General features: G+C 74.2%; 11 protein-coding genes and 1 pseudogene. 10 read left to right on the top strand and 2 right to left on the bottom strand.

Annotated elements, in window-relative coordinates:
* Position 1: 1 nt before the first annotated feature.
* The 5 genes and pseudogenes from hemC to hemL form a co-directional block, all read left to right on the top strand.
* Positions 2–913, top strand: a pseudogene (hemC, locus tag J4N02_RS16760) (hydroxymethylbilane synthase); the annotation flags it as partial.
* Positions 914–991: 78 nt separating this feature from the next.
* Positions 992–1,672: a uroporphyrinogen-III synthase gene (locus J4N02_RS16755; protein WP_243760949.1), complete on the top strand. Its 681-nt coding sequence runs from the start codon at positions 992–994 to the stop codon at positions 1,670–1,672.
* Positions 1,669–2,640, top strand: coding sequence for a porphobilinogen synthase (gene hemB, locus J4N02_RS04615; RefSeq protein ID WP_188332558.1), 972 nt, complete (start codon positions 1,669–1,671; stop codon positions 2,638–2,640). The genes J4N02_RS16755 and hemB overlap by 4 nt, the downstream gene beginning before the upstream one ends.
* A 69-nt stretch (positions 2,641–2,709) precedes the next feature.
* Positions 2,710–3,282 carry a DUF421 domain-containing protein gene (locus J4N02_RS04610; protein ID WP_182814421.1) on the top strand — a complete coding sequence of 191 codons (573 nt, stop codon included), beginning with the start codon at positions 2,710–2,712 and terminating at the stop codon, positions 3,280–3,282.
* A 135-nt stretch (positions 3,283–3,417) separates the two neighbouring features.
* Positions 3,418–4,728, top strand: coding sequence for a glutamate-1-semialdehyde 2,1-aminomutase (gene hemL / locus J4N02_RS04605; RefSeq protein ID WP_188332704.1), 1,311 nt, complete (start codon positions 3,418–3,420; stop codon positions 4,726–4,728).
* A gap of 53 nt (positions 4,729–4,781) precedes the next feature.
* Here hemL and J4N02_RS04600 read toward each other — a convergent pair whose 3' ends face one another.
* Positions 4,782–4,949 carry a hypothetical protein gene (locus J4N02_RS04600; RefSeq protein WP_182814420.1) on the bottom strand — a complete coding sequence of 56 codons (168 nt, stop codon included), beginning with the start codon at positions 4,947–4,949 and terminating at the stop codon, positions 4,782–4,784.
* Between the two features lie 70 nt (positions 4,950–5,019).
* On the opposite strand from J4N02_RS04600, the gene J4N02_RS04595 reads away from it, so the two are divergent.
* From J4N02_RS04595 to J4N02_RS04580, 4 genes are read left to right on the top strand one after another with little or no spacing between them, the layout of a single operon-like run.
* Positions 5,020–6,645, top strand: a complete 1,626-nt coding sequence (locus J4N02_RS04595) for an FAD-dependent oxidoreductase (protein WP_188332557.1) — start codon at positions 5,020–5,022, stop codon at positions 6,643–6,645.
* Positions 6,646–6,689: 44 nt separating this feature from the next.
* Entirely contained in the window at positions 6,690–6,896 is a 207-nt protein-coding gene (locus J4N02_RS04590; protein ID WP_182814418.1) for a hypothetical protein, read from the top strand.
* Positions 6,897–6,926: 30 nt separating this feature from the next.
* Positions 6,927–7,442 carry a hypothetical protein gene (locus J4N02_RS04585; protein ID WP_182814417.1) on the top strand — a complete coding sequence of 172 codons (516 nt, stop codon included), beginning with the start codon at positions 6,927–6,929 and terminating at the stop codon, positions 7,440–7,442.
* Between the two features lie 26 nt (positions 7,443–7,468).
* The gene (locus tag J4N02_RS04580) at positions 7,469–8,998 is read left to right on the top strand and encodes a flotillin family protein (RefSeq protein ID WP_188332556.1); all 1,530 of its coding nucleotides are present in this window, start codon (positions 7,469–7,471) and stop codon (positions 8,996–8,998) included.
* On the opposite strand, the gene J4N02_RS04575 is transcribed toward J4N02_RS04580, so the two are convergent.
* The gene (locus tag J4N02_RS04575; RefSeq protein ID WP_182814415.1) at positions 8,999–9,259 is read right to left on the bottom strand and encodes a metal-sensitive transcriptional regulator; all 261 of its coding nucleotides are present in this window, start codon (positions 9,257–9,259) and stop codon (positions 8,999–9,001) included. It lies immediately after the preceding gene.
* 130 nt (positions 9,260–9,389) lie between these two features.
* On the opposite strand from J4N02_RS04575, the gene J4N02_RS04570 reads away from it, so the two are divergent.
* Positions 9,390–11,537, top strand: a complete 2,148-nt coding sequence (locus J4N02_RS04570; protein ID WP_188332555.1) for a hypothetical protein — start codon at positions 9,390–9,392, stop codon at positions 11,535–11,537.
* The last annotated feature ends 73 nt before the right edge of the window (positions 11,538–11,610 follow it).

Raw genomic sequence — 11,610 nt, 5'->3', positions numbered from 1 at the left:
GCTGCGCCTGGGCACCCGGGGCTCCGAGCTCGCCCGCACCCAGTCGGGCCACGTCGCGGCCGCGCTGACCGAGCTCGGCCACGAGGTCGAGCTGGTCACGATCCGCTCCGAGGGCGACGTCACGTCGGGGTCGCTGCTCGAGGCCGGCGGCCTGGGCGTGTTCGCGGCGGCCCTGCGCCGGGCGCTGCTCGAGGGCGAGGTCGACCTCGTCGTGCACTCGCTGAAGGACCTGCCCACCGCACCTGTCGAGGGGCTCGTCATCGCGGCCGTCCCCGAGCGCGAGCTGCCCTTCGACGCGCTCTGCGCCCGCGACGGCCTACGGCTGCAGGACCTCCCGCCCCTGGCGCGGGTCGGCACCGGGTCGCCCCGGCGGGCGGCCCAGCTGCGCGCGCGGCGTCCGGACCTCACGGTGGTCGAGATCCGCGGCAACGTCGGCACCCGGCTCGCCCGCGTGCACGGCGACGCCACCACCCAGGGCGACCTCGACGCGGTCGTCCTGGCCCGGGCCGGGCTCGCCCGGCTGGGCCGCTACGACGCCGCCACCGACACCCTCGACCTGCTGCCCGCGCCCGGCCAGGGTGCCCTCGCGGTCGAGTGCCGCAGCGTCGACATCAGCCTGCGCGAGGCCCTCGCGGAGCTCGACCACGCCGAGACCCGGGCCTGCGTGACCGCCGAGCGGCGGGTGCTCGCCGAGCTCGAGGCCGGCTGCGCGGCACCCGTGGGCGCGTATGCGCGGTTCGCGAACGGCCACCTCGAGTTCACCGCGGCCGTGTTCAACGCCGAGGGCACCCGGTCAGTGACCACCCGGCGCAGCGTGCCCGCGGACACCGACCCCGACGCGCTCGGGCGCGAGGTCGCCGCCGACCTGCTCGCCCAGGGCGCCGCCGAGGTCACCCCGCTGGGCGCCACCCGCGAGAGCCAGCTCGAGGACTTCCACCACGAGAAGGCGCTGTGGGCGCCCGGCACGGTCGAGGCCCTCGTCGGGCGCCGCGTGCTGCTGCCCCGCCCCGAGGGCCCCCTCGCCCAGGCGATCCGCGCCGCCGGCGCCGAGGTGGACGCCGTTCCCGTCACCGAGACACGTCCGCTGCCCTTCGCGCTCCCCGGCCGCCGGGACTGGGTGGTGCTGACCTCGCCCGTGGGCGTCCGGATGCTCACCGAGGCGCAGGTCGACCTGGCCGACCTCGCCGACCGCATCGCCGTCGTGGGTCCCGCGACCGCCGCCGCGGTCGAGGCCACCGGCGCGCGGGTCGACCTCGTGCCCCCCACCAAGTCGGACGCCGACGCCCTCCTCGCCGCCCTGCCGCAGGACCCGGCTTCGGTGCTGCTCGCCGGCTCGGCGCTCGCTTCCCCGCGGCTGGCCGACGGCCTGGCCGAGCGTGGCTGGGACGTCGAGGTCGTGCACACCTACACCACCGCCACCGTCACCGACGCCCCCGACGTGCGTGCGTGGGCCGACTACGACGCGGTGGTCGTCACCGCCGGCTCGATCGCCCGCGCGGTCGTCGACCTGCTCGGCATGCCCGACCCGCACGTGGCGATCGTCACGCTGGGCGAGCCCAGCGCTGCGGCGTCCGACGCCGTCGGCCTGCGCGTGGACGCCGTCGCCGCCACCCAGGACGGCCCCGGGGTCGTCGACGCCCTGATCCGCGCCCTCACCGAGGAGAACCGATGACCACCATCCGCCCCCGCCGGCTGCGGACGACCGCGGCCATGCGCTCGCTGGTCCGCGAGACGCGCGTCTCGCCCGCGCAGTTGGTGCTGCCGGTGTTCGTGCGCGACGGGCTGTCCGAGCCCAGCGCCATCGAGTCGATGCCCGGGGTCGTGCAGCACACGCTGGACTCCCTGCGCCGCGAGGCCGTGCGCGCCGCGCGGGCCGGGCTGGGCGGGCTGATGCTGTTCGGCGTCCCGCTCGACTCCGACAAGGACGCCGCGGGCTCGTGCGGCGAGGAGCCCGGCTCGATCCTGAACCGAGGGCTGGCCGCGGTGCGCGGCGAGGTCGGCGATGCGCTCGTGGTCATGGCCGACACGTGCCTGGACGAGTTCACCTCCCACGGCCACTGCGGCGTGCTCGACGCCAAGGGCCGGGTCGACAACGACGCCACCCTCGACGCCTACGTCCGCCTCGCGGTGTCGCAGGCCGACGCCGGCGCCCAGGTCGTCGGCCCCTCCGGGATGATGGACGGCCAGGTGCTCGCGATCCGCCGGGGCCTGGACGAGGCCGGGCACACCGACGTCGCGATCCTCGCCTACGCGGCGAAGTACGCCTCGGCGTTCTACGGGCCGTTCCGCGAGGCCGTCGGGTCGTCGCTGGTCGGCGACCGCCGCACCTACCAGCAGGACCCGGCCAACCGGCGCGAAGGGTTGCGGGAGGCGATACTGGACCTCGCCGAGGGCGCCGACATGGTGATGGTGAAGCCCGCCTCGCACTACCTGGACGTGCTGGCCGACGTGGCCGCGGCGTCCGACGTGCCGGTGGCCGCCTACCAGGTGTCGGGCGAGTACGCGATGATCGCCGCCGCCGCCGAGCGAGGCTGGATCACCCGCGAGGCCGCGATGGCCGAGTCGGTGACCTCGATCGTGCGCGCCGGCGCCGACATCGTGCTCACCTACTTCGCCCTGGAGCTCGCGTCGAGGGCTTGAGTTTTCCGCGCCCAGGGCTTGGGTTCTGGACGCCCAGGGCTTGGGTTTCCGCTCTGCTTCAATGAGCCCATGGACGAGCTGTGGACCCACATCGGCATCTCCCCCGACGGCGCGCTGGGGGTCGCAGTCGCCTCGGCGCTGCTCTACGTCCTGTACTCGGTGGTCCTCACGTTGTGGGGGCCACGCCTGTTCTCGAGCTCGTCGACGCTGAGCGTCGCCCTGCTCACCGTGCTGGGCAGCCTGATGGCGCGCGCCATGCTGGGCGACTTCCCCACCCTGGGAGGGGCGATCGTCGCCGCGGCCACGCTGCTGCTGATGGAGGCGATCATCGGTCGCCTCCGCAAGGTCTCCACGCCGGCGTGGGCCAAGCGCGCCACGGCCCCACGGCACCGGCCGCGGGTGGTCATGATCGAGGGCCAGTTCGTCGACCGCCCCAAGCGCGAGCGCGTGACCTCGGACGCCGACGTGCTGCTCCGCCTCCGCACGGCCGGGCTGCGCCACGTGGACGACGCGGCGCTGGTGATCCTGGAGTCCCGGGGCGGTGTCACCGTCCTCCGCCGCGGCGAGCGCATCGACGCCCGCCTGCTGGAGGGCGTCCTCGGTGCCGAGCTCGTCCCGGGCCACCTGGTCGGGGCGGCCTGAGCGGGCACGAAACTCAAGCCCTGGGCGCTCGAAACTCAAGCCCTGGTCGTGCCTCCCGCTTCGCCGCGACGCGTGGTGAGCCATGATGGACCCCGTCGAGCGACGAGAGGAGCCAGTGTGCCCAGCCACCTGTCCATGGAGGACGTCTACCGCCACGCCTGTGAGGTCATCCCGGGCGGGGTGAGCTCACCCGTGCGGGCGTTCGGGTCGGTGGGCGGCACGCCGGTGTTCCTGAAGGCGGCCTCGGGCGCGCACGTGGTCGACATCGACGATCGGCGCTACGTCGACCTCGTCTGCTCGTGGGGCCCCGCGCTGCTGGGCCACGCGCACCCCGCAGTGGTCGCCGCCGTGCAGGAGGCCGCCACGCGCGGGCTGTCCTTCGGCGCCCCGACCACCGCCGAGGTCGAGTTGGCCGACCTGATCCGGGCGCGCATCCCGTTCGCCGACAAGGTGCGGTTCGTGTCGACCGGCACCGAGGCCACGATGACCGCGATCCGCGTGGCGCGCGGCGCGACCGGGCGCGACGTGATCGTGAAGTTCGCGGGCTGCTACCACGGCCACTCCGACGCCCTGCTGGCCGCCGCCGGCTCGGGCGTGGCGACCCAGGGCATGCCCGGCTCGGCCGGGGTCACCCGCGCGGCCGCCGGCGACACGCTCGTCATCGACTACAACGACACCGCCGCGCTCGAGCAGGTGTTCGCCGAGCGTGGGTCCGAGATCGCCTGCGTGATCACCGAGGCGTCCCCGGCGAACATGGGCGTCATCCCGCCGGACCCGGGCTTCAACGCCGCAATACGCCGCCTGACGCTCGACCACGGCGCGCTCATGATCTCCGACGAGGTGCTGACCGGCTTCCGGGTCGGCCCGGCCGGTTGGTGGGGCATCGAGGCGTCGCTGGGCGAGGCCCCCGTCACCCCCGACCTGGTGACCTACGGCAAGGTCGTCGGCGGCGGCATGCCGCTGGCCGCGCTCGCCGGCCCTGCCCGGCTGATGGACCTCCTCGCCCCCGTCGGCCCCGTCTACCAGGCCGGCACGCTGTCCGGGAACCCGCTCGCCACCGCCGCCGGCATCGCCACCCTGAAGCTGGCCGACGACGCGGTCTACGCCCACGTCGACCGTGCGTCGCGCCAGGTGCAGGACGCCCTCGCCGCGGCCCTCGACGCCGAGGGCCTGCCGTACCGGATCCAGACCGCCGGCAACCTGTTCAGCTGCTTCTTCGGTGAGGACGCCGCGACCCACGGCGTCCGGAACTACGACCAGGCGAAGGCGGCTGACGGCTTCCGGTACGCGCCGTTCTTCCACGCGATGCTGGACGCCGGCGTGGCCCTGCCGCCCAGCGTGTTCGAGGCGTGGTTCCTGAGCGCGGCCCACGACGACGAGGCGCTCAACCGCATCGCCGAGGCGCTCCCGGTCGCCGCGCGGGCGGCGGCGTCGGCCCGGCCCTGAGACAGCGGTGAGCCCGTGCCCCCCGGGTGGGGCACGGGCTCACCGCGTCGGGCTCAGCCGAAGAGCTTGCTGAAGAAGCCGCCGGACTGAGCCGGGGCGGCATCCTTGTGGCCGTCGCACCACTGACCGGCGGGGACGCCGGCCTTCACGGACGCGATGTGCTGGCCGCAGCCGGCCCAGGTGGTCTTGCCGCACTGCTTGCACGTAACGGGACGACACATGTTCTCTCTCCTACGATTGGTTTCCATCTGGATTGGTCCCAACTATACCCCTGGGGGTATCTTCGTGTCCATGCGAGTCATCATCATCGGTGGAGTCGCCGGGGGCATGAGCGCGGCCACGCGCCTGCGCCGGCTCGACGAGAACGCCCAGATCATCGTCCTCGAGCGCACGCGCCACGTGTCGTTCGCCAACTGCGGCCTGCCCTATCACGTGGGCGGCGTCATCCCGGAGCGTTCGTCGCTGCTCCTCCAGACCCCCCAGTCGCTGGCCGCCCGCTTCCGCCTCGACGTGCGCGTCGCCACCGAGGCCACGCGCATCGACCGCGAGAACAAGGTCGTGCACGTGCGCAACCTCGCCACCGGCGCCACCGAGGAGCTCCCCTACGACAAGGTCATCCTCTCCCCCGGCGCCCGCCCGGTGCGCCCGCCGATCCCCGGCATCGAGCGCGCCCTCACCCTGCGCGACATCGAGGACACCGACGCCATGGTCGCCGCCGTTCGCGGCCGGAAGACCGCCGTGGTCATCGGCGGCGGGTTCATCGGCATCGAGGTCGCCGAGAACCTCGTCCACCTGGGCATGCAGGTCGCGCTCGTCGAGGCCCTGCCCCAGGTCATGGCCCCGCTCGACCCCGAGATGGCCGCCCCCGTGCACGACGCCCTCCGCAAGGGCGGCGTCGACCTGCACCTCGGCTCGGGCGTCACGGCCATCGGCGAGGCGACGGTCACGCTGGCCGACGGCACCGAGCTGCCCGCCGACGTGGTGGTCGCGGCGATCGGCGTCCGCCCCGACACGACGCTGGCCACCGAGGCAGGCCTCACCGTCGGCGAGCGTGGTGGCATCGCGGTCGACGCGAACCACCTCACGAACGACCCCGACATCTACGCCGTGGGCGACGCGGTCGAGAAGGTCGACGCCCTCGACGGCGGCGCGACGCTGGTGCCGCTGGCGAACACCGCCAACCTCGCCGGGCGGCGCGTGGCCGACCACATCGCGGGCCTGCCCTCGTCCAATCGCCCGGTGCTCGGCACCGCGATCGTCAAGGTCTTCGACCTCACCGTCGCCGCCACGGGCGCGAACGAGAAGCGCCTCCAGGCGTCCGGACGCCCCTACCGTGCGATCCACACCCACCCGGCCTCGCACGCCGGCTACTACCCCGGCGCGGAGGGCATGGCCCTGAAACTGCTCGTCGACCCTGTCACCGACGCGATCCTGGGGGCCCAGGGCGTCGGCGGCGAGGGCGTGGACAAGCGCATCGACGTCATCGCGACCGCGATCACGGGCGGCCTCACGGCGTCCGACCTCGCCGAGCTCGAGCTCGCCTACGCCCCGCCCTACGGCTCGGCCAAGGACGCGGTGAACATGCTCGGCCACGTCGCCGACAACCTCCGTTCGGGCGTGACCCGCTCGATCCAGTGGCACGAGCTCGAGGCCGCCGTCGCCGACGGGGCGACCGTCGTCGACGTCCGCACCCCGGGCGAGTTCGAGGCCGGGTCGATCCCCGGCGCGTGGCTCGTCCCGGTCGACGAGCTCCGCGACCGCGTCGCCGAGCTGCCCGAGGGCCTGCTCGTGGTGCACTGCGCGGTGGGCATCCGGGGCCACACGGCCGTCCGCATCCTCAGCCAGCTCGGTCGCGACGCCGTCAACCTCGACGGCGGCTACAAGACCTGGGCCGCGGGCCGAGCCGCGCAGGCCTGAACGACCGGCCTCGCCCGGCGGACCCCTCCGATAGGGTCGGCCGGGTGAGGACACCCGTGCTGCTGCTCATCCAACTCGGCCTCCTGGTGTTGCTGGGTTCCGACGTCGTGCTCCGCTGGACGACCTCGGGCGAGGTGCCATGGACGGGCGTCGGGGCCCTCGTGCTCATCGCGGCCCTGGCTGTCATCACCTTCCTCCGCTGGCGCCGCGAGCGCGATCGGGGCCCCGGGCCGGCCGGCCCGAGCCGGTAGACTGGTCCCAACCAGCGAAAGGGCCCACCTGTGACCCCGTTCCTCATCATCGGCGCGATCGGCATCGTCCTCGCCGTGGTGGCCCTGGTGGTCGGTGACGTGCTCGACGGCGTCCTGCAACTCGACGCCCTGGACAGCGACCTCTTCTCCATCTCCTCGATCAGCGCGTTCGTCGGCGCCTTCGGCTTCGGCGGCGCGCTGGGCCTGTCCCTGGTCGACAACATGGCCGTGGCGGTGGCGTCCGGTGTCGTCATCGGCGCGGCCGCCGCCTGGGGCGCGGTCTGGCTCACCCGCAAGCTGAAGCACGACGCCCGGCACACCTTCCGCTCCGACTCCCTCGTCGGCGCGCCCGCCCGCGTGATCACGGCGATCCCCGAGGCCGGCTACGGCGAGGTCCGGCTGGTCGCGGGCGGCCACGTCCGCAAGTTCAGCGCCCGCGCCGACCGCCCGATCGAGACCGGCACCGAGGTGTGGGTCTCGGCCGTCGTCTCCCCCACCGCCGTCGAGGTGCGCCTCGCCAGCGAGCCCCACGAACTGACCCCGTAGCCCCCACCCCAGAGAGGATCCACCCCGTGCCCGAGTTCCTGATCGCCATCGGCGGCCTGCTCGTCCTGCTCGTCCTCGTCGGCCTGCTCGTCGCGAGCCGCTACAAGGTCGCCAAGCCCAACGAGGCGTACATCATCACCGGCCGCAAGGGCAAGGAGGTCGTCAACCCCGAGACCGGGCTGATGTCGACCGACCTGTCGGGCCAGAAGGTGGTCATGGGCGGCGGCGTGTTCGTGATCCCGTTCATCCAGCGGCTGCACGTGCTCGACCTGAGCTCGCGCCGCATCATGGTCACCATCCGCAACGCCGTGTCGGGCCAGGGCATCAAGCTCAACGTCGACGGCGTCGCGATCGTCAAGGTCGGCGGCAACGAGGACTCGATCCGCGCCGCGGCCCAGCGCTTCCTCTCCCAGCAGGACGAGATCGAGACCTTCACCCAGGAGACACTCGCCGGCTCGCTGCGCTCGATCGTCGGCTCACTGACCGTCGAGCAGATCATCCGCGACCGCGCTGCCTTCGCCCAGCGGGTCACCGACGAGTCCGAGTCCTCGCTGACCGGCCAGGGCCTCGTGCTCGACACCTTCCAGATCCAGGACATCACCGACGACGGCAGCTACCTCTCCGACCTCGGGCGCCCCGAGTCCGCCAAGGTCGGCCGCCTCGCCGCGGTCGCCGAGGCCGAGGCCCGGCGTGAGGCCGAGCAGGCCCGCATCGTCGCCGAGGAGCAGATCGCGGTCTCCCAGCGGGCGCTCGTCCTGCGCCAGGCCGAGATCCAGGCCGAGACGGACGCCGCGCGGGCCCAGGCGGCAGCGTCCGGCCCGCTGGCCCAGGCCGACCGCGACCAGGCCATCCTGCTGGAGCAGGAGAAGGTCGCCGTCGCGCAGGCCGCGCTGAAGGAGCGCCAGCTCGACACCGAGGTGCGCAAGCCGGCCGACGCCGAGCGCTACCGCGTCGAGACCGAGGCGGCCGCGAAGCGGCAGGCCGCGATCCTGACCGCCGAGGCCAACAAGGCCGCCGCCATCGCGAACGCCGAGGCCGAGGCCGAGAAGGCCCGCCTGACCGGTGAGGGCGAGAAGTCGCGGCGTTCGGCGCTGGCCGAGGCCGAGGCGATCGAGGGCGCCAAGCGCGGTGAGGCCGAGAAGGCCCGCCGTATCGCCGAGGCCGCGGCCGTCCGGGCCGAGGGCGAGGCGCAGGCAGCCGCGGTGCTGGCCGTCGGCCAGGCCGAGGCCGAGGCGATGGACAAGCGCGCCGAGGCGTTCGCGCACTACAACGACGCCGCCGTCCTGCAGATGCTGGTCGAGGTGCTCCCGGCGATGGCCGAGAAGGTGGCCGCGCCGCTGGCGTCCATCGACAAGCTGACCGTGGTCTCGACCGACGGGGCGGCCGCGTTGCCCAAGCAGGTGTCGGAGAACCTGATGCAGACGCTGCAGCTGGTCAAGGACACCACCGGCTACGACCTCACCTCGATCATCGACCGGTTCGCCAGCCGCGAGGGTGCCGCGCCGACGGTGGTGAAGGGCGACGTCGAGCCGTCCGGCCCCGACGCCAAGGCCTGATCACGCCAGCGAGAGGAACAGCTTCTCGAGCTTGGCGGTGTCCATCGGGTTGTGCTCGGGGTCGGCCATGCACGACTTCAGCCCGGTGGAGATCGTCAGGAAGCCGGCGCGGTCGATCGCCTTCGAAACGGCGGCGAGCTGCGTGACGATGTCCTCGCACTCGCGGCCGGACTCGATCATCGCGATGATGCCGCCGAGCTGGCCCTGGGCGCGCTTGAGCCGCTTGACGACGGTGTCCATGTCGGCGGGATCGAGCTCCATGCGGGCCTCCTGATGCGAGTCGGTGCACCAAGGATACCCCCGCCCGTATGAAGGGCCACCGGAGGGCCCCGCGAGGCGCGTCGCTAGTATGGCGAGGGCCCACCCGACCACCGATCGAGAGCGACGCGCCATGGCACACCCCACGTCCGACCACCGCGGACGGCAGCTCAAGGAGCTGGCGTCCGAGGTCAAGAAGCTGCGGGGCTGGGCGGCGTCCGACGAGTCGGTGGCCGAGCGCCTGACCGACGCGCTCAACGAGCTCACCGCGCAGCGCCTGCTCGCCCACCAGTACGTCGCCGCCGTCGAGGACGCCCAGGACGCCCTCACCCGCGCCAACAGGCTGGTCGCCACCCACGGCGCGGTCGGCCCGTTCACGCCGATCGACGACGGGGTCCGGTTCTTCACCGCCACCACCCACCTCGCGGTCACGCAGGTCGGCGCCGGCCACCCTGGCCCCGGCGGGCAGATGGCCGCCGCGCTGCGCGGCTGGACCCGCCTCCTCCCCCACGTCGACCTCACCCCCTACGTCGGCGCGCGCACCGCGACCTGGCTGCTGATGGCGGAGGCGCGGTCGGCGCTCGCCACCGGCGACGTCGGCACCGCCAACGCGTACGCGGACGCCGCGGCGGCCCGGGCGCGTGAGGGCGGGCTGGCCGGTGGTGAGGACGCCTCGCTGCTGGTGGACGCCCTCACGTTGGCCGCCGATGCCCGCTGGGTTGCCGGGGTGCCTCACGACGCGGTCGCGCTGACGCGCGAGGCAGTGGACGCCGCCGCTGCGGTCGCCGGGCCGGTGCTCGGTTCGTCCGGGCGGGTGGCGGAGGTCTGGGCCTCGCGCGTGCTCGGGCCGCTCGTGGCCGCCCGCCGCGACCTCGCCGACCGCCTGCTGGGCTCGGGCCAGGTGGACGCGGGGCTCGCCGAGCGCCGGAGCCTGGCCGAGTTCCTGGCCGGGCAGGGGACGCGGTGGGGCTGGCCCGCCCGGGACGCCCTGGCCCGCACGGTCGCCGACCTCGCGCACGACCTGGTGGCCCTCGGTCGCGACGACGAGGCCCTGGACGCCGCCGGCCGCGCCGCGGAGATCGCCGGTGAGCTGGCCGCCTCGGAGGCGACGGTGGGCGACAGCCTCGGGGCGCAATTCGCCGCCGTCACCGAACTGGCCCGCGTGCTCGTGCGACGCGACGAACACGCGGAGGCCGCCGAGGCGTTGGCCTCGTTGTTCGATCGCTACGCATCGCTGCGCCGCCCGGCCGGGCACGCCGCCGCGCTGGCCGGGGCCGCCCTGCAGCGCGCCGAGGCGGAGCGCGCCTCCGGTGACCAGGAGGCCGCCGAGCGGTCGCTGCGCGAGTTCCACGCGCTGCTGGCCGGGCTGCGGGAGGGCACGCCCTCGGACCTGTACGCCGGGGTGCCCGACGAGGCCTTCGCGCGCGACCGCGCGCGGGGCGTCGCCACCCGGTCGCCGCTGCCGACCCCGTCGTGGTCGAACCTGTCCGACGCCGAGGCCCTCGCCGCCGCGACGCGCGCGCCGCTGGCCGTGCCGGCGCCCGAGGCACCCGTGGTCGAGGAGGCGCCGGTCGTCACTCGCCCCGAGCCGGTCGTGGTGCCGGAGCCGGAGCCGGAACCGGCGTACGTTCCCGAGCCCGTCGTGGAGCAGGAGCCCGAGCCCGAGCCCGTCGTCGTGCCCGAGCCCGAGCCGGTCGTGGTTCCCGAGCCCGAGCCCGTCGTCGAGCCGGAGCCGGTCTGGGAGCCCGAGCCCGCCATCGAACCCGAGCCGGAACCGGTCTGGGAGCCCAAGCCGGTGGTCGAGCCCGAGCCTGTCGTGGTTCCCGAGCCCGTCGTCGAGCCCGACCCCGTCGTGGTTCCCGAGCCCGAGCCCGTGGTCGAGCCCGAGCCCGTTGTGCAGCCGGAGCCCGAGCCCGTGACACAGCCCGAGTCCGTCGTGGTTACAGAGCCGGAGCCGGTGTACGTGCCCGAGCCGACCCCGGAACCGGTGTGGGAGCCGGAGCCGCAGCCCGCGGCGTCCGGGTTCGGCGACCTGGAGGAGGCCCGCTCGGCCCTGCAGACGGCCCGGACCTCGGGCAACCGCCGCGACGTCCTCGCGGCGAGCCAGTCGCTGGTGGACGCGCTGCGCCCGCTCGCGGCGTCCGACGCCGGGACCTGGGGGCGCGAGCTCGTCACCGCGTTGGAGGACCTGGGCGAGGCGAAGTTCCGCGCCGGCGACTGGTGGGGTTCGCGCGGGCCGAAGAAGGAGGCCAAGCAGCTGGCCAAGGACCTGGGCCTGTAGGACCCGCGCGCCAAACGCACCCCGAACGCGAATCCGCGCCCGCTCGAGCGGGCGCGGATCGCGTTTCGAGGTG

It is taken from the genome of Propioniciclava sp. MC1595, from assembly GCF_017569205.1.
GTDB lineage: Bacteria > Actinomycetota > Actinomycetes > Propionibacteriales > Propionibacteriaceae > Propioniciclava.
Note: the sequence above shows the minus strand (reverse complement) of the source record. Positions and strands in the feature narration are given on the sequence as shown.

Excerpts from the sequence above, each read along its gene's own strand:
- J4N02_RS04600 (WP_182814420.1), bottom strand. The coding sequence starts at position 4,949 with ATGTGTCGTCCCGTTACGTGCAAGCAGTGCGGCAAGACCACCTGGGCC.
- hemL (WP_188332704.1), top strand. The coding sequence starts at position 3,418 with ATGGAGGACGTCTACCGCCACGCCTGTGAGGTCATCCCGGGCGGGGTG.
- J4N02_RS04595 (WP_188332557.1), top strand. The coding sequence starts at position 5,020 with ATGCGAGTCATCATCATCGGTGGAGTCGCCGGGGGCATGAGCGCGGCC.
- J4N02_RS04610 (WP_182814421.1), top strand. The coding sequence starts at position 2,710 with ATGGACGAGCTGTGGACCCACATCGGCATCTCCCCCGACGGCGCGCTG.
- J4N02_RS04570 (WP_188332555.1), top strand. The coding sequence starts at position 9,390 with ATGGCACACCCCACGTCCGACCACCGCGGACGGCAGCTCAAGGAGCTG.
- hemB (WP_188332558.1), top strand. The coding sequence starts at position 1,669 with ATGACCACCATCCGCCCCCGCCGGCTGCGGACGACCGCGGCCATGCGC.
- J4N02_RS04575 (WP_182814415.1), bottom strand. The coding sequence starts at position 9,259 with ATGGAGCTCGATCCCGCCGACATGGACACCGTCGTCAAGCGGCTCAAG.